We start from the raw sequence: 21,744 nt of genomic DNA, 5'->3' as shown, positions 1-21,744 counted from the left end.
TAATTGTAGCGATAGGTGCACACTTGGATGGCTTTAGTGGCTAAATAAAAATCGATAATTGTCATGATCATCTTGTTGATCTTGTGACCAGTCGACCAACTAAAGAGTAGTTTTTTTAGAGCGGGAACCTAATTATCTTGTGATAAAGTAGCCGCTCGACGATGGTTTTGGTACTCTGATAGACTGAACGATATAATCTGTAAGAAGACCATAGCAATCCAATACATTGCCACCGGGTTTATAAACGAAAACAACTCGTCTGAGTCGACTACCTTTTCACTTTCAATGTTCGTAGCTCCACCATTTAAGTTGTGAAAAAACCTATTTCGAACACTGATTATAAATCTACCCATCTCACAGTACTTTATTGATAACATATCAGGTTCATCTGTATCGCCATGAATAGCATTGGGCGGAGTGACTTTTTTTACTTCCGCAAACATTTGCCTTTTCACCTCACTGTCAGATGAAGAAAACATTATGTCAATTGAAGTATCAGAAATGCTATCATCTTTATACAACATCTCTATAAAAGTTTTGAAAAAACCTAACTCTTTTTTCTCGTTGTCCCCTACCATCAAATCCTTTAACTTAGTGAATGATTTCTGGAAGTCCTGCGTTTTCGAGGTATAAATCAGAGGAAATGCATATGATATTTTCTCTAAAACTCTATAAACATATATGAATGCTGATGTATGAGATTTTTTATTTGTGTGCAAAACAAACTGAGAAAGTTCAGCAAGCACAACGGAATAAAACTTCCGATTTATATATCTAGTATTATCGATAAAAGATGCTAGATCATCAGCAGTCGTATCTTCAGAAAAATACAAAGGAAACTCCTTTTTCCAGTTACTAAATTTAGTAAAACAACTAGAAAAATAGTTCATTCTAGTTTTAATTTTTTTATCTGTATAGTTATGTATTAGCTCTACATTCCCTGATAACAATCGCAATATAAGTAATATTTCAGGATCTCTATTACCAACAATTTTCAATTTTTCTGGGAGCTGACGATAAATCTTTAACGGTAAATTATCGTTATAGCTAAAAGTTTCATACAACGGCATTATGATGTCAGTTCCATAAAGTGTTCAACAAGTTCCATTTCGTCAAACGACGAAAGCTCAGCATAATTTTCAATGAAATTCTTAGAAAGCTCACGTCTAAATTTACCTAAGTTAACTTTTGATGGATTAATTGACTTGAACGCGACCTCAAATAAGTCTATTGATTCAGCAAACTCATCTGGAGTAATGTTAGTAATAAAATCAAACGAAGATTTTATTCCTACAGAAAATCCGATCAAGTTATTCCCAACTTTTAACCATTTCTTTGTCGAATCATTTTTGGAAAGAATTTCTATCTGTTTGATAACTTGCTTAAAGTCTATATCTTCCTCTGTCGGCTGTTTATCCATAATTCTACCGACAATAATCTGGTCCATTTTTTCACCAATAATCTTATTGTTGTCGTTATTGACACTACCAGTAAGAAAGGCTAGGTATGCCTTTGATAAATCGCCCAAATCAAAGGAACCTTTGACGATCGTTTTTTCTCGTTCTTTTTCTGTTTGGACATCTATATTTACGTCAGAGAAATCAAACAACTCTTGAGTGAGGATCTCTATCTGATGTCTCGGTGTCATTGGCTTTTGACCATTGTTTAGAGTGATCATCCTATATAAGAGCTTGTCTTCACTCGGCGATATGATAACATTCAAATACAGAGGCTGAGAATCGTCAAACCGTTCATCGTCTTTTGCTCTATTTAAGGTACTTAAACGTTGGATACCATCTAAGACGTAGCCTTCGTTAATATTATTCTCTATATACTCTGCAATTTCTTCCTCTTCTTTTTTATCGAAATTTGGCTCAACGAAAGCAATAGTTAGGGGAGGCATAAGACATTTATCAAGAATGTCTCGCTCTAAGCGCGCATAAAACTTTTTATCTTGAGTTTTACGTTGAGCAGAGAAACGGTCAATTAATGGATAAAGGTTATCAATTGCATATCTATATGTAGTTTTTCCTGTTGCAACAACACTATCAATAACACCATCTTTAGTTTTATCAAAAATAATCACACTCATAAATATCCTTTAAGATCTCATATCAGATGCCCCAATAATACTAGATTAAATACGGATATGGCACCATGCTGCTATGGCAACTAGATTTGCTACTGTAAGCGCTGTATAAAACTGTATTACTGCACATCTTCGATTTGCTAAAATCGTTACCGCACCTTTGCTCGCCTTACTGGCTAACACGTTACCACGCGGGAGCGTGGGAACGAGGTGACAGCCGCCGCAGTGCTAAAGGAATGCGCTTTAACACCCACGCTACCGCCATTGGTTGGCGGCGTCCAAAAGGCCTTACAGGGCGATTTTTGCGGGCTAGGTTATCAGATGCTGGGTAATGTGTTTAGGCAAAGGGGTCTAAAATGTTGGCGCGGTCAGGGTTTGGGGATTTGTAGGGGGATAAACGCAAAAAAGCCGCTGACTAAGCAGCGGCTTTTCGGTATGTGGCGGAGAGATAGGGATTTGAACCCTAGAAGGGCTATTAACCCTTGCCGGTTTTCAAGACCGGTGCTTTCAACCACTCAGCCATCTCTCCGGAACGCGGCGTATATTATTGGGTTCGCTGTGGCTTGTAAACCCTTTATTTGCCGCTTTTTGTCTGCTCGCTCAATCAATGATCAGCTTGGCGAACATGCTAGCAAAAGGCGATTAGCTTGCCGCCAATCGCCCTGCTTTTAACTGAGACACGTTAGCTGAGTCTCTTTACTGCGCAGTGTTTATAGCGCGATAAAAATACCCGCCAGTGCCGCACTCATTAGGTTGGCAAAGGTGGCGGCAATCACTGCGCGCACGCCTAAGCTTGCCACATCTTTGCGGCGTTCGGGCACCATGGCACCAATCGAGCCAAGTTGAATGGCAATTGAGCCAATGTTAGCAAAGCCACACAAGGCAAAGGTCACAATCACTTGGCTTTGCACCGACAGGTTGGCTTTGATATCGGCAAAGGATAAAAAGGCGACAAACTCATTAAGTGCAATCTTTTGCCCTAATAGATTACCGACATCAAACACTTCATGCACCGGCACCCCAGTAAGCAATGCCAGGGGTGAGAATAAATAGCCGAACAGAGTTTCTAAGCTCAAGCCTTCTAAATCAAGCAGCTCGCCAATGCTCCCGAGTCCGGCGTTTAGCATCGCAATCACACTGATAAAGGCCACCAGCATGGTACCCACGGCCACCGCGACTTTCATGCCGTTCATCGCGCCGCTGGCCAAGGCATCAATCGCGTTCGCTTGGTCGCTATCGCTGATCTCCACCTGGTTTTGCTCAGCCGGTGTTTCCGTCTCAGGGACAATGATTTTGGCCATTAATAATCCACCGGGCGCGGCCATAAAGCTCGCGGCAATCAGGTATTTCAAATCCACGCCCATGGCGGCATATCCGCCAAGTACGCTGCCGGCCACTGAGGCCATGCCGCCGACCATTACGGCGAAGAGTTCAGAGCGGGTCATTTTGCTAAGAAAAGGGCGAACTACCAAAGGAGATTCGCCCTGAGAAAGAAAGATGTTGCTGGTTGCCACCAGAGACTCTGCGCGGCTGGTGCCGAGTAATCGCTGTATGCCGCCGCCGAGGAGTTTGATAACCCACTGCATAATGCCGAGATGATAAAGGAGAGAAATCAGCGCACTGATAAAAATGATTAACGGCAGTACTTTAACAGCGAAAATGAACCCATCGTTCGCCAGAGGTCCAAACACAAACTCGATACCTTCGTTGGCAAAGGAGAGCAGCTTCGCCGCGCCTTTGCTCATTGCCCCTAGCATGGCTTGACCAAAGGGAATATAGAGCACCAGGGCAGCAAACCCAGCTTGCAGGCCAAACGCACCTAGCACTGTTCGCCAGTTGATCGCTTTGCGGTTGGTGGAAAATGCGCACGCGCACAGAAACAGAGCGACCAGACCTGCCGCACTATAGAGGAGTTGCATAAATAGATTACCTTGCCGTTGTGTTGCACTTGCGGTACGGATGAGTACGACACGCTGCCGGGGTGGCAAGAGGTTCCATCATGCGTTACATCGTACCGCGGGTTCGGTGAAGGTGGGCCCGACCTTGGACGCTTTTTCTTCAGCCGCAAATCGCGACACAGTCACTCTTTGGCTATCGCTGCGCAAAGAGCACATGTTGGGCGAGCATTCTAGTGTGATTAAACTCTCATTTCCAGCAGAATTTGACGCTCGATCACACTTATTGAGTGGTTATCGAGGGTTACAAACTGTCTTTTTGGCTGTGTCTTGTCTCTCAGACAATGGTCGGATGTTTATCCCTCTCTTTTTGTGTCACCTTGGTGGTGTCTATCATTCACACCCTGCATCACGCCTGCGCTTAACAAATTTGGCAAGATTGGTTGACACGTTTGGCTCATATGATATTCATGGGTGGCTATTGACAAAATCATTGAAGGTAAAGCGATAAAAATAAGCCTCAATGGAAAAACAAAAGCAATAGCGCTAAAAAACATAAAACAAAGCAAACACAACAACGCAACCACAATATAGGAAACACACATGCAAACCGTCTCTTCGCATCAGGCAGGATCTAGCTTGTCGGTGATGCAACGTCTACGCGCATTGGGGCCTGGCATCATGATGGCCGCGGCAGCTGTAGGCGGCTCTCACCTTGTTGCCTCGACCAAAGCCGGAGCCATTTATGGCTGGCAACTCGCGGCATTGATCCTGCTCGTTAACTTGTTTAAATACCCCTTTTTTCGAGCAGGCGTACAATACACCGCGGGAACCGGTGAAACCTTGGTCGAAGGCTATGCGCGTTTAGGTCGGCCTTATTTGTGGCTGTTTGTCGCGTTAAGTGCGGTCTCTGGAGTGATTAACACCGCGGCCTTAACCTTATTTAGTGCCAGCTTGCTCAGCTATTTTGTGCCGTTTGATCTCTCACTAACGGTACTCTCGAGCATTATTGTGGCCACCTGCTTAGTCATCTTGATTGCGGGGCATTACAAAGCGCTGGATACCTTATCGAAAGTGATCATGGCGACGCTGACTTGCGCCACCTTAGTGGCGGTGACGATTGCCGTGGGGAATCCTGTCGCGGTTGAACCCAACTTCAATGCGCCCTCAATTTGGTCTGTCGCCGCCATCGGCTTTATTGTGGTGACCATGGGTTGGATGCCCGCTCCGATTGAAATTTCTAGCATCACCTCGGTGTGGCTCAAGCGTAAAGCGCAATCTGAGCCGATTAACGCCAAAGCGGCGCTGTTTGATTTTAACGTCGGTTACATCGGTACCGCGCTGTTGGCGATTGTGTTCTTATCACTCGGTGCCTTGCTTCTGCACGGCAGCGGGGTGGAGTTAAAGCAATCGGGTATCGGCTTTTCGCATCAGTTAGTGGGCCTGTACGCCGCCACCATTGGTGAATGGTCGCGCTATTTGATTGCCGTGGTCGCCTTTTTCTGTATTTTCGGCAGCACCATTACCGTGATTGATGGCTATGCGCGGGTCGTATCAGAATCACAACGCTTGTTGCGTGAACAAACAGAAGCCGAGGCGCACCCGGGCATCGCACAAGGCTGGATGATGCTGATCTCGGTGTTGGCACTGGCGATTGTGGCGTTTTGGACCGGCGCACTGCTGACCATGCTTGATTTCGCCATGGTGGCGGCATTTGTCACCACGCCCTTTTTCGCTCTGTTGAACTATATTTTGGTGACCAAGCACCGCTTGCCGCCTGAAGTGACCATGAGCAAAGCGATGCGTGCGCTAGCCATTACTGGATTGGTGTATTTATTCGGCTTTTTGGCGGTGTTCGTCTGGTGGAAGTGGTTGATGTAACAAAGTTTACCTTGTTCGCGCTTAAAGGGCTGGGTTAACATCCTTTTACAACTTCACCATCGGTGTTAAGCGCGGATAAGGTATTATTGACCTTATAAAAGCCAGTCGTGGTTTAGGTTAAGGACGTGGGTGGCTTGAAAAAGTGAACGACTGCCCACATAACTGTCGTATATAAAAATGGATTGTTAACCCAACCGGGAGAACGTTATGAACGATCGTATCGTTTCGCACAGCCAGTCACAGCAGAGTGCGTTATCTACAAACAAAGTGCTACGTAATACGTATGCACTGCTATCGATGACACTGATCACCAGTGCTATCGCGGCCTTTATCGCTATCGCTGTCGGCATCGGCCCAATGATGTCGCTAGGTATGACCCTAGGTGCGTTGGCGATCGTGTTCTTTGTGCTACCACGCACCATGAACTCTTCCGCCGGTATTGTATGGACCTTCGTGTTCACCGGCTTACTGGGTGCCTCACTCGGTCCAACCTTGACCTACTACCTGAGCCTGTCTAGCGGCCCAGGAATTGTGATGCAGGCGCTTGCCACCACAGGTATGGTGTTCTTAGGCCTATCGGCGTATGCCATTACCTCTAAGAAAGACTTCTCTTTCATGGGTGGTTTCTTGGTCGCGGGTGTGATTGCTCTACTGGTGGCGATGGTCGCGAACATCTTCTTGCAGATCCCAGCGCTGAGCTTGGCAATCAGCACCATCGCGGTACTGATTTTCTCCGCCTTTATTCTGTATGACACCAGCAACATCATTAATGGCGGCGAGACTAACTACATCCGCGCCACCGTGTCGCTGTACTTGAACATCTTCAACATCTTCGTGCATATGCTGAGCATTCTTGGCTTTATGAACGACGACTAAGCCTCGTGCTTTAAACCGTAAGTCACAAAGAGCCGGCATGCGCCGGCTTTTTTTATGGCTGCTTTTTTATCCCTAAAAGCGTGTGATTGAATGGCGCACCCACTCAGTGAAGCGCGCCACATCAGGCACAGTGAACGCCAGTTGCACTCGCCCGCCCTGCTCGCTATGCTTTGCAGCCTCAATCAAAGCGATAACGTCCGGTCAGATGACGAACAAAGGTAAAAGTATGCTGGTGTATGAAGGTGAAACCATTGCGACGGATGCGCAAGGGTATTTAAAAAATGTGGATGATTGGCACGAAGCCTTGGTACCGCTGCTTGCCGAACAAGAAAACATTGCGCTGACCGAAGCCCATTGGGAAGTGATTCACTTCGTCCGCCATTTCTATCAAGAGTACAACACCTCACCGGCGGTGCGTTTGTTGGTTAAATCGATGGAAAAAGAATACGGCCCAGAGAAAGGTAACAGCAAATACTTGTTTAAGCTGTTCCCTAAAGGCCCGGCAAAACAGGCTACCAAGCTGGCAGGCTTACCCAAGCCCGCGAAATGCCTCTAGTCACCGAGGCAAACAAGTACCGAAGCTGACAAGTCGCGAGGCCAATAGATCAAGCGCCGCCACACCTTCGCGGCGCATGTAACGATTGGCTCTAGGCTCTCTTCTATTGAGACCTGTTATTAAGGCGCTACAAGATGGCAAAGCCATCAACGGCGCGCCATTCCGCGTCCTCTTGATCAACCCGATCGACGCCCGCCGTCGGGGGCCCTTTATCTAACCAGGCCATTAACGAATCCACTGACTCTTCGCGTCCACAAGCCAATACCTCAACGCGACCATCCGGCAGGTTCTTCGCGTATCCGGTTAATGAGAGCTTCAACGCCTCATGGGCGGTGTGATAACGAAAGCCAACCCCCTGAACGTGACCTGTGACATAGGCTTTGACACATTTTTGAGACATCTGTCACCTCTCCTATATTCCCATTGCAAAACGACACCTGTATAACGCTACATGAGACAAGTCGTTTGACAGGATGGCGTCATGAAAGAAGTTGCGTTTCGATGGATTGATAAATATTTTATCCACCTTCGGCTACAAGAAAAATTTTACCTTATCTTTTTCCTCCCCTTGCTCGCAATGGTTGTGATTGCGCTTACCTTGGATGCCGCCTCGGATACCCGTGTGGCACACAAGATGGAAGCGGAAGGCCAAGCCATTCAAGCCATGGTTGATAAATACGACCTCCCGAAAGGCGAGGTACAAACCCTGCTCAATAACCAGCAAACCGGTTTTACGTTCAATGGTAATGAGCTCGTCTATCAACTTGACGGCTCACTGTTTAGCCATATGAGCGCCACCGACTGGAGCCTGCTGATCGGTATGGTTCTGGTGATTGCAGTACTGATTTACTACACCATGACCTTTATTGGCGGCGCGATGTACACCATGAACCAAGCCTTATTAAAGCTAGCAGATGGTGAGCTGAGCTACCGAATGAACTTTATTCCTGTTCGTGATGAGTTTAGCCAAATTGCCGTCACTATCGATAAAGTGCTTGAGCGCGAGCAAAGCTTGGTGAAGGCGATTCAACAAAGCGCTGAGATGATGGATGGCTTGTCAGCAAGCTTGCAGCAGCGTAGCGATGAGAGTGAAGCCTTGGGTGAGAGTCAGCGCCAGTATCTTGATTCACTGGCCAGTGCCACCGAAGAAATGGCAGGCTCGATTCGCGAAGTGGCCAGCCATGCCACGGACACCTCAACCCAAACGCAAGAGGCCACCGAAGCGGCGAACCAAGGACGTCAGCAAGTCCAGCAAACCATGGCCGCGATTAACGGCCTTGCCAGCGAAATTGCCCAAGCAGCGGATAAAGTCAGCGAGCTGAGCAAAAACGCCGAGCAAATTGGCACCGTGGTGACCACCATCAATGGCATCAGTGAACAAACCAACTTGTTGGCGCTGAATGCGGCGATTGAAGCGGCACGTGCCGGTGAACAAGGCCGCGGCTTTGCGGTGGTGGCCGATGAAGTACGTACACTGGCCAGTCGCACCCAAGAGTCAACAGTTGATATTCAGTCTATGATTGAATCACTGCAAACGCATACCGCGGATCTGCGCCGCGTGATGGAAGGCACGGTTGAAAATGCGTCCGCCAGCGAGGCAGCGGTGCAAGAAATTGATACCGAAATCAGCCAAATCGCTGAGCGCAGTGGCACCATCGCCGATCGCAGCACCGAGATTGCGGCCGCTGCCGAACAGCAAGGCAATGTCGCGGGCACAATTTCACAAGACGTCGAACAGGTACGCAGTCAGTCCACACAAGTGGCACAAATGCTGCGTGATTCTGCCACCGAAGTCAGCGAGCTGGGCGCACAAGCTCATCAGCTGAAAACCTTAGTGGCAGGGCTTCGTACCTAAACGCCTGAGTCTACCCCCCTCACGCTTGTAATCACGCGCCCTTCTCTGGGCGCGTTTTTATTGCAATCCCCCTGACCTTGCTCGACAATACCCGCCCTTTTTTGCTTTGCCTCGTTAGGACACCATCATGACTGCCACTGTGTATCTCGCCAAAGGCCGCGATAAATCTATCAAACGCCGCCACCCCTGGATTTTCTCGCGCGGCATTGCCCGTATTGAAGGAAAACCAGGTTTAGGTGACACTGTCACTGTCTGTGATCATCAAGGCGAGTTTTTAGGCCTTGGCGCGTTCTCGCCACAATCGCAAATTCGGGTACGCATGTGGTGCTTTGAAAAAACCACCATCGACAGTGACTTTTTCCTTGCCCGTATTCGTGCGGCAAAACCGCTACGTACCATGCTCGCCGAGCGTGATGGCTTGACCGGTTATCGTCTCTTAGCCGCCGAGTCAGACGGTGTGCCCGGTATTACCGTGGATAAATACGATAACTACTTGGTGTGCCAATTGCTCAGCGCCGGCGCGGATGCCCAGCGTGATAATCTGGTCACCGCCCTACGCACCGAGTTTCCAGATTGTCATATCTATGAGCGCTCCGATGTGGCCATTCGTAAAAAAGAAGGTCTCAAGCCTCGTGTGGGGGTACTGCACGGTGAGGAGCCGCCTGCCTCTGTCATCATCGAAGAAAATGGCGTGGCGATTGAAGTCGATATTACCAACGGCCACAAAACCGGTTTTTACCTCGACCAACGGGATAGCCGCGAACAAGCGGTGAAATACATGGATGGCAAACGTGTACTGAACTGCTTTTGTTATACTGGCGGCTTTGGCTTGTATGCGCAAAAAGGCAATGCCAAACATGTCACTAATGTCGATGTGTCACAGCCTGCGCTCGACAAAGCGAAAGCCAATGCGGCGCGAAACGGCTTTGATCTCACCCGCGCGGAATTTGTCAATGCCGATGTGTTCAAGCTGCTGCGCACTTATCGCGAACAAGGCGAGCGCTTTGACGTGATTGTGATGGACCCACCTAAGTTTGCCGAGTCGAAGTCACAACTTAATGGCGCGTGCCGCGGTTATAAAGACATTAATATGCTGGCGATGCAGCTGCTTAATCCAGGCGGTGTGCTGCTCAGCTACTCTTGCTCGGGTTTGATGGATGCGGGTCTGTTCCAAAAGATCCTCGCGGACGCGGCGTTAGATGCCGGTAAGAACGTGCAGTTTATCGAACGCTTTGCACAAGCGGCGGATCATCCCACTCACAGTGCTTATCCTGAAGGCTTTTACCTGAAAGGGTTTGCCTGCTTGGTGCAATAAGCCGCAAGCGCTATCGCACTTTTGTGTCAGTAGGCGACCTATGTCGTCTTCTGACCTAGACACTTCTGTCTAGCGCCTCTACTGTATTTAGAGAGTCAGCGTTTAGAGAGCCAGCAACAGGAGTGTATAAATGCTCAGTCCCATTAAGCCACAAGATGAAGATCAGCGTTTAAAAAAACTAGAAGAGACGGGCCTGCTAGATAGCGAAGACGAAGAGCGCTTTGACCGTATCACTCGCTTAGCAAAACGTTTATTCAACGTCCCGATCGCCCTCGTTAGCTTAATCGACAACGATCGTCAGTGGTTTAAATCCTGCTTTGGCCTGACTGTGCGCGAAACTTCCCGCGATATTTCTTTTTGCGGCCATGCCATTTTGGGTAGTCAACCGTTTGTGGTTCAAGACGCCAGTGCCGATCCACGTTTTGCCGATAACCCTTTGGTGACTGGTGACCCGCATATCCGCTTTTATGCCGGGCACCCGCTTTCTCTTAGTGATGGCACCAATATCGGCACACTCTGTGTTATTGATACCCAGCCAAGACGTTTTAGCCAAGAGGACGTGCGCTTTTTAAAAGATCTGGCGCTACTCGCGGAAAGTGAGTTGTCATCGGCACATACCGCTTACACTGACGACATTACAGGCATTTCTAATCGACGCGGTTTTATGCAACTGGCGAGCCGAGCGGTACAGCATTGCCAGTCAATTAATGCTCCCTATTCATTAGCTTTTTTGGACTTAAATAACTTTAAAGCGATTAATGATACCTACGGCCATGCTGAAGGGGATATCGCGTTATCTCACTTAGCCAACTTGCTGCGCGCCAATATGCGCGAATCGGATGTGTTCGCCCGCTTTGGTGGGGACGAGTTTGTGGTGTTTCTCTATGGTGCGGGTCGTCAAGAAGCGGAGAATGCCCTCGAGCGTTTTGCTGGGGTGGTTGAACGATTTAATCAAATCAACCGGCACACGTATCCTCTCTCATTTAGCCAAGGCATTGCGACCAGCTCAGCCACCTCGCACCGCGGTTTAGATGACTTGTTGGATGAAGCGGATACCAAGATGTATCAACAAAAAATGCGTCAAAAAGCCCACAACGGTGATGAGTCCTAAGCGGTGTAGACGTGTAAACGAATAAAAAACGTGGCACACAAAGGTGCCACGCGTTGTCGATAGTACTCACAGCCTTTGCATTTAGTGTGAAAGCGCCGAGGCGATGGTCTCCAAACTACTCGGATCATCAATCGTCGAGGGCACGTGATAAGCCTCGCCATCCGCCATTTGGCGAATAATGCGACGTAATATTTTCCCTGACCGTGTTTTGGGCAACTTATCGACGATCACCGCTTTTTTAAAGCAAGCGATCGCGCCAATTTGATCCCGCACACGCTGTACCAATTCCTGTTCTATCTCCCCGCTCACAGAGACAAAACCATCTTTCAGTACCACCAAGCCAAGCGGCAATTGGCCTTTGAGCTCATCGTGCATGCCCACCACCGCACATTCGGCGACCGCTTCATGGCTACCCAGTACTTCTTCCATTTCTCCGGTCGATAAGCGGTGACCCGCGACGTTAATCACGTCATCTATCCGTCCCATCACAAACACATAGCCATCTTCGTCCATGTAGCCCCCATCACCAGAGACATAGTAACCGGGGAACTGGCTGAGATAGCCGGCTTCAAAGCGATCGTGGTTGCGCCACACCGTGGGCAGGCAGCTGGGCGGCAGGGGGCGCTTCACGGCAATATATCCTTGCTGGTTTGGCGCCGCAGGGTCGCCCATTTCATCGAGGATACACACCTGATATCCCGGGCTTGGCATGGTTGCCGAGCCAGGCTTGGTCGCAAAGCAAGTTAACCCCAATGGATTGCCGGCAATCGCCCAACCGGTTTCAGTTTGCCACCAGTGATCCACCACGGGTCGCTGGGTCTTTTCTTCTACCCATTCCAATGTCGGCGGGTCAAGCCGCTCGCCGGCCATAAACACCGTGCGTAACGATGTCATCGGATAACGCGCAAGGTGCTCACCGTTTGGGTCTTGCTTTTTAATCGCCCGAAAGGCGGTAGGCGCCGAGAACAAGATGCTGACGTTATACTCATCACACACGCGCCAAAACGCCCCCGCATCCGGTGTGCCGACGGGTTTGCCTTCAAACATCACCGTGGTGCAGCCGTGTAGCAAAGGGGCATACACAATATACGAGTGCCCCACGACCCAGCCGACATCCGATGCGGCCCAAAACACTTCACCGGGTTTGACGTTGTAAATCGCGCTCATGCTGTACTTCATCGCTACCGCATGGCCGCCATTATCACGCACTACACCTTTGGGTTTGCCCGTGGTGCCGGAGGTATAAAGGATATACAAAGGATCCGTAGCATTAACGGGCACCGGCGGCGCAGGGGTGGCTTCAGCTAACAGCGCCGCCCAATCAGCATCACGCGGATTATCTAAATTGGCACGACACATGGCACGCTGATAGACCACCACATGGTCAGGTTTGTAGCGACTGTCCATGATGGCTTGATCGACCATCGGCTTATAAGCCAAGGTTTTCGCGCCCTCGATGCCGCATGAGGCGGTGAGCACCACTTTGGGCTCCGCGTCTTCAATCCGTACCGCCAGCTCATTCGGGGCAAAGCCACCAAAGACTACCGAGTGGATCGCCCCAAGCCGTGCGCAAGCGAGCATGGCTACGGTCGCTTCTGGGATCATGGGCATATAAATCACCACGCGATCCCCCTTTTCAACCCCTAGCCCTGCCAGCATGCCCGCAACTTTCGCCACGTAGTCACGCAGCGCGGCATAGGTGTAGGTGGTTTTTTTGTCGGTAACCGGGGAGTCGTAAATAAGTGCAGTTTGTTCACCTCGACCTTGCTCGACATGAGCATCAAGCGCCATATACGCGGTGTTCATAGTGCCATCGGCAAACCAGCGCTCAATGCCATTGTCATCTTTGCTAAGAATGGTTTGTGGAAAGGTAAACCAATCTAGCTGTTTGGCCTGCGCCTGCCAAAACCCCTCGGGATCGCGGTTGGCCCAATCCGCATGGTGTTGATAACTGGCTTCTTGCATAAGCGGCTCCTTATCGCCCGCCATGAGCGAGCGATGAGTTAGCAAGCAACGTGTTTAATAACGTGCTTAGTTAATCACAAACAGCGACATAAACGCGTGCACCGGGGTTTTCTCCAGCGCGGCCTGGTCGCTACACAAGGCAGCGATTTTTTCGCTCTGTGCTTGCGGGAACCGGGTCGCCAAGTTAGTGCGGAATTTTTGCTCCAGCACAGGGATCCCTTCTTCGCGACGACGGCGGTGACCAATTGGGTATTCCACCGCGACTTGTTCGGTACTGCTGCCATCGGTAAAGAAGATTTGGATCGCATTGGCAATCGAGCGCTTGTCAGCTTCAAGGTATTCCGCGCTATAACGCGGGTCTTCTTTGATCACCATTTTTTGCCGTAGCGCATCAATACGCGGGTCGGCGTGATGGAAGGCGTCTTCGTAGTGCTCGGCCACTAAATTGCCGTATAGCAGCGGCACTGCCACCATGTATTGCAGACAGTGGTCACGGTCAGCCGGGTTAGCCAACTCCCCTTCTTTAGAAATGATGCGAATGGCCGATTCATGGGTGGTGATTTCAATACGTTCAATCTCATCCACGCGGTTTTTCACCTGTGAATGCAAGGTCACCGCCGCTTCCACTGCCGTTTGGGCATGAAACTCCGCTGGGAAGGAAATCTTAAACAACACGTTTTCCATCACGTAGCTGGCAAAGTCTTGTTTGATACTAAAGGGATTACCGTTAAACAGCACATCGTAATAGCCCCACTTGGGTGCGCTGAGTACCGACGGCAAGCCCATTTCACCTTTCATGGTGATCATCGCCAACCGCACCGCGCGGGAGGTGGCATCGCCCGCCGCCCACGATTTGCGTGAACCGGCGTTCGGCGCATGGCGATAAGTGCGCAGCGCACAACCATCTACCCAAGCTTGTGAGACGGCATCAATGATCTGCTCCCGATTACCGCCCAGCATTTTGGTGACCACAGCCGTTGATGCCACGCGCACCAATAAAACGTGATCCAGCCCGACGCGGTTAAAGCTATTCTCAAGGGCGAGCACGCCTTGGATCTCATGCGCTTTGATCATCGCGGTCAACACATCGCGCATAGTGAGTGGTGGTTTGCCTTCGGCCACGGCCACACGGCTTAAGTAATCGGCGGTGGCCAAAATTCCACCTAGGTTATCGGACGGATGGCCCCACTCGGCGGCGAGCCAAGTATCGTTAAAATCGAGCCAGCGAATAATACAGCCGATGTTAAACGCGGCAGTGACCGGATCAAGCTCGTGGGAGGTGCCCGGCACACGCGCGCCATGGCGCACAGTCGTCCCCGGCACCAGTGGACCCAGGTGTTTGGTACATTCAGGGAAACGTAGCGCCAGTAAGCCACAGCCAAGGGTATCCATCAAACAGTTACGGGCGGTGTTGTAGGCTTCTGCCGAGGCAATCGGCGTGCTATCGACATAATCAGCAATTTGCACCAATAAGGCATCGGGGTCGGGGCGCTGGTTCAATTCTACGTTGTTGCTCATGATCAATTCCTTCTGTGATTTCAATCGGGTGAATACGCGCTGATTAGGGGCGCTGATCGATAGGTAGCCAATCTTGGTGCTCAGGGCCGTCGTAATCGGCACTGGGGCGAATAATGCGGTTATTAGCGCGCTGCTCAAACACATGCGCCGCCCAGCCCGTTACTCGGCTCATAACAAAAATCGGGGTAAACAATTTGGTCGGGATCCCCATAAAGTGGTAGGCCGAGGCGTGATAAAAATCGGCATTGGGGAACAAGCCTTTTTCGCGCTTCATCACCTGCTCAACCCGCTCAGACACGTCATAAAGCCAAGCGTCCGGTGCGTTTTCGGCAAGCTGTTTCGACCAATGCTTAATAAGCGCATTGCGGGGGTCTGATTCACGGTAAATCGCATGGCCAAAGCCCATCACTTTGTCTTTGTTGGCGAGCATTTGCATTAGCCCGGCTTCAGCGTCGTCAGGCGTTCGCCACTGCTCGAGCATCTCCATCGCCGCTTCATTGGCACCGCCATGCAATGGGCCGCGCAAGCTGCCGATGGCCGCGGTAATGCAAGAGTGCAAATCGGACAAAGTGGACGCACACACACGCGCGGTAAAGGTCGAGGCATTGAACTCATGCTCGGCATACAGCACCAGCGAGCAATGCATCACGGATTCATGCAGTGGCGACGGGGTTTCATCAGTGAGCATTTTGAGGAAGTAACCGCCAATGCTTTTCACCTCCGGCTGATAGGTATCGACTCGCACACCATCATGCGAATAGCGGTACCAATAGCAGATAATGGCCGGCAACATCGCCAACAGAGTATCGGTTTTATCCGCTTGCTCACTAAAGTCGGTTTCTTGATCCAAGTTACCCAGCATCGAGCAACCAGTACGCATCACATCCATGGGGTGCGCATTGGCAGGAATTCGCTCCAGCACCGCTTTTAAGGCGTCAGGTAACCCCCGCTTGCCGACCAAGGTTTCTGTGTAGTCGGCGAGCGTTTGGCGATTGGGGAGTTGGCCTTTGAGTAGCAGGTAAGCGACTTCCTCAAATTGGGCGTGATTGGCTAAATCGGTAATGTCGTAACCGCGATAGGTTAATCCAGTACCGGTTTGTCCCACCGTACACAAGGCGGTGGTGCCGGCACTTTGACCACGAAGGCCCGCGCCGGAGATGGCTTTGTCTTTGGGTGCGACGGCGACATTTGTCATGATTGGCTCCTTTCCTTTGATGCCATCAGATTCAACCGCTGCATGAATCCGTGAACGTGGCGATAATTCCAGTGGTGTAACCGACGTTTTCACACTGTGGGTGTACGTTCGTGATCACTCTTTTCCAAATAAGCGATCCAATTGTTGTTCGTAGGCGTGATACCCCAAGAATTCATAGAGGGCATCACGGGTTTGCATGGTGTCGACCACGTTTTTCTGGTGGCCATCATCCAGCAAGTGTTGATACACATTGAGGGCGGCTTGGTTCATGGCACGAAACGCAGAGAGCGGATACAGCACCATGCTGACCCCGACACCCGCCAGCTCTTGGCTGGTAAACAGTGGGGTTTGACCAAACTCGGTGATATTCGCTAGTACCGGCACCTTTACTTGCTCAACAAAGGCTTGGTACTGCTCGAGTGTTTGCATGGCTTCGGGGAAAATCATGTCCGCCCCTGCTTCTACGTAAGCTCTGGCGCGGGCGACAGCACTGTCCATACCTTCCACCGCCAAGGCGTCGGTGCGCGCCATGATCACAAACTCAGGATCGGTGCGCGCATCCACCGCGGCTTTAATGCGGTCGACCATTTCGGCTTGGCTGACAATTTCTTTGTTAGGGCGATGACCGCAGCGCTTTTGCGCCACTTGATCTTCCATATGTACCGCGCCTGCACCGGCCCGCTCCATTTCGCGAATGGTGCGAGCAATATTGAGCGCGCCGCCAAAGCCGGTATCAATATCCACCAGTAAGGGCACGTCGGTTGCTGCAGTGATCCGGCGGACATCTTCCAACACATCGTTGAGAGTCGTGATCCCCAAATCCGGTAAGCCATAAGAGGCATTGGCAATTCCACCTCCAGAGAGGTAAATGGCTTGATGCCCCACTCGCTCTGCCATCTTGGCGCAATAGGGGTTGATTGTACCGACGACTTGCAGCGGAATATTGTTGCGCACCGCTTGGCGAAAACGTGCACCTGCACTCATAGCATTCTCCTTGTGAACTCATGGCTTAGCGGATTAGTTAATCGGTAATTTGCTGTTCAATCAGTTGGCGACTGCGCTGAATATGACGACGCATCAGCATTTCGGCCAACTCGGCATCGCGCTCTCGAATTGCCGCCAAAATCTGCATGTGCTCTTGTAACGCTTGCTGGGGGCGAGAATGCGCCCGGGGCGATTGAAAGCGGTACATCCGCAGCAAGTGGTACAACTCGCCACACAACAGGTTGATCAGTTTCTGGTTGTGGCTGGCTTTAATGATGCAATAATGAAAATCAAAATCGCCTTGTTGGTGGAAGTACGCCGCCCCCTCCACCCGTTCGATATAGGCATGGTGGGTGTCGAGCACTGCACTTAACTGCTCAATTTCCTCATCGGTGATGTGCGCGCAAGCCAGTCTTGCGGCCATACCTTCTAACGCTTCTCGCACCGCATAAATCTCAGCCAGTTGACGATGCGTGAGTGTCACTACCCTTGCCCCGACATGAGGGACGCGCTCTACCAACCCCAAGGCTTCGACCCGCATCATGGCTTCACGCAGTGGCCCTCGGCTGACGCCAAATGCAGCAGCCAACCCCGCTTCCGATACCTTGGTGCCCGCTGGATAAGTGCCGGTGACAATCGCCTCGATAAGTTGCTCGGTCAGACTGGCTGACTTGGTGGGCTCTCGTGACTCAAGCTGCGCCGCTTGCACGCTCTGATCGAGAAATTGATCATTTGTCGACAATAAAGACATAAACACCGCCTAAAAACTTCAATAAAGCCAGAATAGAACAATATTGTAGACAATGTGGATTAGACTTTGGTCTGTAGACACCGACTTTTATCGTGATCAAAGCCACAACGTAAATGATAATGTACGCATTGAGTTGTTATTCACTTGTTATCAAACGAGCGTTTGACTCGACCTATCCGAACAACGGCGTATGGTGTAGCGGTCGTTTTAATAGGGATAGAGCGCAAATATGGATAGAAATCATTCCAAGCGTGAAAACGCATTAGCGCTACTGATTGGCAGTAGTTTGGTGTCACTCGGCATCTTCTTTTTCAATCAAGTGGGGTTACTGACCGGCGGTACCGCTGGGCTAGCACTCTTTTTACAACGGATCACCGATTTCAGCTTTGGTGAGCTTTTCTTCGTGATCAACCTGCCTTTTTATTGGCTCGCCTACACCCAAATGGGCAAACGCTTCACCATCAGTACCTTGGTTGCGGTCAGCATCGTTTCATTCGGTGCGGATCATCTAAGCGCCGTATTAACTATCAACAGCATTCATCCTGTGTATGCGGCGCTGTTTGGCGGCGGCTTAATTGGCATGGGCATGCTGGTGATGTTCCGCCATCAATGCAGCTTGGGCGGATTTAACACCTTGGCGTTGTTCTTACAGCAACGATTTGGTATTCGCGCTGGGAAAGTACAAATGGCGTTGGATTGCTCGATTGTGGTGTTGTCGCTGATGATCGTTGACCCATGGCTGATAGCCTTATCTGTCGCCGCGGCGATTACCACCAATCTCGTGCTGGCCATGAACCACAAGCCTGGACGCTATCAAGTCCAGCCTCCTTCAACCGCATAATGGCAGTGAGTGTTGAGAGGCGAGTTTTCGCCTCTCTTCCCTCAGGCTCCATCCGCTTACGTCTGGCGTGTTATTCGTGCCATCGTCGCCACTCGCGTTCCTAAATACGAATCACTCTTACAATTGATTGCCGTACATGCTAAATTTCGCTTTTTTGGCGCCTATCATAAAGGAGTGTTGATGAACGCGGCCGATCCTAGCGTTGATGTGTTACCACTGCCCGCCACGGTTGCACTGTCCCCTTTCCCCGCTGCTTTAGGCTTGTCTGTGATCCCAGATGATGTAGTGGGCACATCACTTCAAGAACAGCTCACGACTGAGCACGGATTGACGCAGTGTTTTTCCGCCGTCAACGCCACCTATGGCGATGCAGATAACCGCGCCCAGGGCACACTTTTTATTGGCGCCTATGCCTATGAATTTTTGCTTCCAGTGCTGGCAAGCTGGCTACAAGCTGGGCAACTCCCCGCACTGGACTTGGATAATTGGCAGGTCAAATACGAGCCTACCCGCGTCACTAAGCCGAACGGCGAAGAGCTCGTTTATCATAAGCCGCACTTTTATCTCAATGCCTTGATTGGTTGGGAACAGCCAGCGGCAAAGGATTGGCAGGCTATTTTACATGGTGCCTTGTTACGGCATTTTTCGCCCATCGTCGACGCGGTGGCGGAGCAAAGTGGCATGCGTGAAGGTCCACTTTGGAAAGTGGTTGCCGATTCAATCTGTATTGCCTTTTTGATGGTGGGTAAACATCGTGATTGTGAGCAAGCCGCGCGTGACGCAGCTCTATCTATCGTCCATCAACGCGGCACCCCACTTTATAGTAAGCGCAGTGGCTTTCACGATGTGACCGTCTACGACCCGAATGACACCCAAACCGTGCTGCAAACCCATAGCTTCCGTCTACGCGGCGGCTGCTGCCGGATCTTTACCGTCGATGATCACAGTTATTGCTCAACCTGCTGCTTTTTAAAGCCTGACGAACAAGCTAAGCGCCTTGCAGAAGTCGCGTGTCAGCGTGAAGGCGTGGCGCTGGACACGCAGCCTCGCTAACTCAGCGCCACATCGACCCAAACAAGACGATGATCGGAGTGAGCACGCGCATTTTCTTGGCCGTTTTTATCACAAATCAGTGGGTAGTCGGCATCATCAGGCGCAGGCCAAAATACGCCGGAGGCTTGCACCGCGAGCTCTCGCGAAGGTAGGACATAATCAAGGCGCAGCCCGCCGTTGTGGGTGGCGATTGCTCGCCCTTTCCCATCGATAAATCGAAAGGCGTGAGACAGTGCCGCCTCACTTTTTGGCACCTGTGCGCCGACAGCGACCTCTGGATGCACACGCGGATGATTGAGCAAAGCGCCAATGGCTTGCTTATCCCCATCGCCATAGCTCGGATCCGCATTTAAATCGCCAATCACCACAAACGGCGTCTCGGAAGCAAGCCCGCCGTGGACGCCCTTGTCGTCCACCAGCCAATCGGCGTTGTCTAAAAGGCCAATCAGTTGGTGAATTTCATCACTGTTGCGACGCCAGTTACGCTTTTCCGGTCCATCAAACACGGGCGGTGAGGGATGACAGGCCACCACTTGTATTCGATGTTCGCCAACCCGTATCGGCACTGACACCAAGTTTTTTGAGGCGAGACGCAGCGCCTGCTGTGCTTGTTCGGTGTAATACTCCGTAGGAAGCTGATGGCGAGGCAATTGATGCCACGCAAAGTGCTGCCAAGTGCGAATTGCGGCATCTTCGATGGGGTAACGCGATAAAATCACATAGCCAAATTGACCATGATAGTCGCCAAAGCCATGGCATTGCTGGGCACGATTTAAGCGTTGGTGCTCACTGACCGGCACCGTTAATTTTAAGCCTGTATTGGTGGCCGGCAAATAGCGATACGGATAATCAATCGGCGTTTCACCGTGTTGCGATTGAGCCAAATGCCGCTCACAAAATGCGGCGAGCGCACCATCGTCGCCACCGCTGCCCGGATGATCAAACTCGCAAAGCACCGCCACATCAGGACGCACTCGTTGTAGGGTCGCGGCGAGATTTCTAATTTGTCGGCTGGGGGTGGGCGCTAACATCTGTGCTTTAATGTCACCGGCCTGACGTCCGGCTAGAGACAGGTTGAATTGTGCCAACCTAAGGCTTGAAGGTGCTGTCATGACATCCCGATAATGTGCTGAAAGAACCCCTATTTTAACAAGCTATCGAGGGCGCGACGAATTTGCCGCGCATCTTCTTCTGCTCGATGCGGTGTCGGCCCCAAAGCCTCCATTTCGCGACTAAAATCGCGCCGATCGAGATCGCTGTGCTTTTTTAGCCATTGATTCACCTCCATTAGGGTGAATGAAGGACGCATGTAGCAGGCTTTGTAAAGCCGCCCCATCCAAAACAGATCCCACTGGCTGTCGCACAATACATGTTCAAAGGGGGCAAGGGTTTGGTTAAGGTGCTGGCATACTTCTAACACACTCATCCCTTCACTAAAAAGGCGCTCGCGGGAGATCCCATGAATTCGGGTTTCGGCTTCTTTGTCCCAGTGGTTCCAATGGCCACTGGCGGTGGAAGGGTCAATCAAAAAACTATCACTGTCGCCATTTGGTAACACGTACCCGACCTCTATCGGGTAAGACACTAACGACAAACCGGATGCTTCAAAATCCAGTGTCACCCACATACGCGTACTCCTTGCTCATAAACACTCCTGCATGACTAGGCACTTCCATTGCCTGATTACCTAACTGTAGCCTTTTTGTTGCTACTTGGACGGGTTGTCGCGCTACTTTTGCGTGCTTGATTAACAAGTGGGTGAAAAAATAGATGTTATTTCATCTGCTTGGCTATTTTTTTATTGATAATGTGATAATTCTGACAAGTGACCGTCGGAGTTTGACCGTTGTACGATATAT

The 21,744-nt window shown here is 50.5% G+C and carries 19 protein-coding genes and 1 tRNA gene; 8 read left to right on the top strand and 12 right to left on the bottom strand.

Features of this window, described 5'->3' with window-relative positions; translation table 11 throughout:
• Nucleotides 1–128: 128 nt before the first annotated feature.
• From EHW56_RS00475 to EHW56_RS00460, 4 genes are all read right to left on the bottom strand, one after another.
• Entirely contained in the window at nucleotides 129–1,070 is a 942-nt protein-coding gene (locus tag EHW56_RS00475) for a hypothetical protein (protein WP_152799880.1), read from the bottom strand.
• The gene (locus EHW56_RS00470; RefSeq protein ID WP_216644430.1) at nucleotides 1,070–2,092 is read right to left on the bottom strand and encodes a hypothetical protein; all 1,023 of its coding nucleotides are present in this window, start codon (nucleotides 2,090–2,092) and stop codon (nucleotides 1,070–1,072) included. The genes EHW56_RS00475 and EHW56_RS00470 overlap by 1 nt, the downstream gene beginning before the upstream one ends.
• A 435-nt stretch (nucleotides 2,093–2,527) precedes the next feature.
• Nucleotides 2,528–2,618, bottom strand: a tRNA-Ser gene (locus EHW56_RS00465).
• Between the two features lie 181 nt (nucleotides 2,619–2,799).
• Complete coding sequence (locus tag EHW56_RS00460) at nucleotides 2,800–4,008, bottom strand: NupC/NupG family nucleoside CNT transporter (protein WP_152799878.1); 1,209 nt, start codon at nucleotides 4,006–4,008, stop codon at nucleotides 2,800–2,802.
• 579 nt (nucleotides 4,009–4,587) lie between these two features.
• Between EHW56_RS00460 and EHW56_RS00455 the strand changes: the two genes are divergently transcribed.
• From EHW56_RS00455 to EHW56_RS00445, 3 genes are all read left to right on the top strand, one after another.
• Nucleotides 4,588–5,865 carry an NRAMP family divalent metal transporter gene (locus tag EHW56_RS00455; protein WP_077459433.1) on the top strand — a complete coding sequence of 426 codons (1,278 nt, stop codon included), beginning with the start codon at nucleotides 4,588–4,590 and terminating at the stop codon, nucleotides 5,863–5,865.
• A gap of 207 nt (nucleotides 5,866–6,072) precedes the next feature.
• A complete protein-coding gene (locus tag EHW56_RS00450) occupies nucleotides 6,073–6,741 on the top strand; it encodes a Bax inhibitor-1/YccA family protein (protein ID WP_046073363.1) in 669 nt (222 codons plus the stop codon).
• Between the two features lie 226 nt (nucleotides 6,742–6,967).
• Complete coding sequence (locus EHW56_RS00445; protein WP_025672953.1) at nucleotides 6,968–7,297, top strand: TusE/DsrC/DsvC family sulfur relay protein; 330 nt, start codon at nucleotides 6,968–6,970, stop codon at nucleotides 7,295–7,297.
• A 127-nt stretch (nucleotides 7,298–7,424) separates the two neighbouring features.
• Here EHW56_RS00445 and yccX read toward each other — a convergent pair whose 3' ends face one another.
• Entirely contained in the window at nucleotides 7,425–7,697 is a 273-nt protein-coding gene (yccX, locus tag EHW56_RS00440; RefSeq protein WP_152799876.1) for an acylphosphatase, read from the bottom strand.
• A gap of 81 nt (nucleotides 7,698–7,778) precedes the next feature.
• Here yccX and EHW56_RS00435 point away from each other — a divergent pair, with 81 nt between their 5' ends.
• The 3 genes from EHW56_RS00435 to EHW56_RS00425 all read left to right on the top strand — a co-directional run bounded on the left by EHW56_RS00435 (nucleotide 7,779) and on the right by EHW56_RS00425 (nucleotide 11,578).
• On the top strand, nucleotides 7,779–9,152 hold the full coding sequence (locus EHW56_RS00435; RefSeq protein WP_152799874.1) for a methyl-accepting chemotaxis protein: 1,374 nt from the start codon (nucleotides 7,779–7,781) through the stop codon (nucleotides 9,150–9,152).
• 127 nt (nucleotides 9,153–9,279) lie between these two features.
• Nucleotides 9,280–10,467 (top strand): class I SAM-dependent methyltransferase, encoded by a 1,188-nt coding sequence (locus tag EHW56_RS00430; RefSeq protein WP_152799872.1) that lies wholly within the window; start codon nucleotides 9,280–9,282, stop codon nucleotides 10,465–10,467.
• 130 nt (nucleotides 10,468–10,597) lie between these two features.
• On the top strand, nucleotides 10,598–11,578 hold the full coding sequence (locus EHW56_RS00425; protein WP_102505851.1) for a sensor domain-containing diguanylate cyclase: 981 nt from the start codon (nucleotides 10,598–10,600) through the stop codon (nucleotides 11,576–11,578).
• A gap of 81 nt (nucleotides 11,579–11,659) precedes the next feature.
• Here EHW56_RS00425 and EHW56_RS00420 read toward each other — a convergent pair whose 3' ends face one another.
• From EHW56_RS00420 to EHW56_RS00400, 5 genes are all read right to left on the bottom strand, one after another.
• The gene (locus EHW56_RS00420) at nucleotides 11,660–13,543 is read right to left on the bottom strand and encodes a propionyl-CoA synthetase (RefSeq protein WP_152799870.1); all 1,884 of its coding nucleotides are present in this window, start codon (nucleotides 13,541–13,543) and stop codon (nucleotides 11,660–11,662) included.
• A 66-nt stretch (nucleotides 13,544–13,609) separates the two neighbouring features.
• Entirely contained in the window at nucleotides 13,610–15,061 is a 1,452-nt protein-coding gene (locus EHW56_RS00415; RefSeq protein WP_152799868.1) for a bifunctional 2-methylcitrate dehydratase/aconitate hydratase, read from the bottom strand.
• Between the two features lie 43 nt (nucleotides 15,062–15,104).
• Nucleotides 15,105–16,256 (bottom strand): 2-methylcitrate synthase, encoded by a 1,152-nt coding sequence (gene prpC / locus EHW56_RS00410; RefSeq protein WP_152799866.1) that lies wholly within the window; start codon nucleotides 16,254–16,256, stop codon nucleotides 15,105–15,107.
• Nucleotides 16,257–16,370: 114 nt separating this feature from the next.
• Complete coding sequence (gene prpB, locus EHW56_RS00405) at nucleotides 16,371–17,240, bottom strand: methylisocitrate lyase (protein ID WP_152796680.1); 870 nt, start codon at nucleotides 17,238–17,240, stop codon at nucleotides 16,371–16,373.
• A gap of 37 nt (nucleotides 17,241–17,277) precedes the next feature.
• Nucleotides 17,278–17,991 (bottom strand): GntR family transcriptional regulator, encoded by a 714-nt coding sequence (locus tag EHW56_RS00400; RefSeq protein ID WP_077638984.1) that lies wholly within the window; start codon nucleotides 17,989–17,991, stop codon nucleotides 17,278–17,280.
• Nucleotides 17,992–18,220: 229 nt separating this feature from the next.
• Between EHW56_RS00400 and EHW56_RS00395 the strand changes: the two genes are divergently transcribed.
• Nucleotides 18,221–18,832, top strand: coding sequence for a YitT family protein (locus tag EHW56_RS00395; protein ID WP_046073373.1), 612 nt, complete (start codon nucleotides 18,221–18,223; stop codon nucleotides 18,830–18,832).
• 180 nt (nucleotides 18,833–19,012) lie between these two features.
• A complete protein-coding gene (locus EHW56_RS00390; RefSeq protein ID WP_077638983.1) occupies nucleotides 19,013–19,885 on the top strand; it encodes a ferric iron reductase in 873 nt (290 codons plus the stop codon).
• Here the strand turns inward: EHW56_RS00390 and EHW56_RS00385 are convergent.
• Together EHW56_RS00385 and EHW56_RS00380 are read right to left on the bottom strand one after the other, a co-directional pair.
• The gene (locus tag EHW56_RS00385; RefSeq protein WP_152796682.1) at nucleotides 19,882–20,997 is read right to left on the bottom strand and encodes an endonuclease/exonuclease/phosphatase family protein; all 1,116 of its coding nucleotides are present in this window, start codon (nucleotides 20,995–20,997) and stop codon (nucleotides 19,882–19,884) included. The genes EHW56_RS00390 and EHW56_RS00385 overlap by 4 nt on opposite strands.
• A gap of 29 nt (nucleotides 20,998–21,026) precedes the next feature.
• The gene (locus EHW56_RS00380) at nucleotides 21,027–21,512 is read right to left on the bottom strand and encodes a hypothetical protein (RefSeq protein WP_077606298.1); all 486 of its coding nucleotides are present in this window, start codon (nucleotides 21,510–21,512) and stop codon (nucleotides 21,027–21,029) included.
• Nucleotides 21,513–21,744: the final 232 nt, after the last annotated feature.

Source organism: Salinivibrio sp. VGrn1 (assembly GCF_009377995.1).
Lineage (GTDB): Bacteria > Pseudomonadota > Gammaproteobacteria > Enterobacterales > Vibrionaceae > Salinivibrio > Salinivibrio siamensis.
The sequence above is the reverse complement of the archived record's forward strand: the minus strand, read 5'-3'. Positions and strand labels throughout refer to the sequence as shown.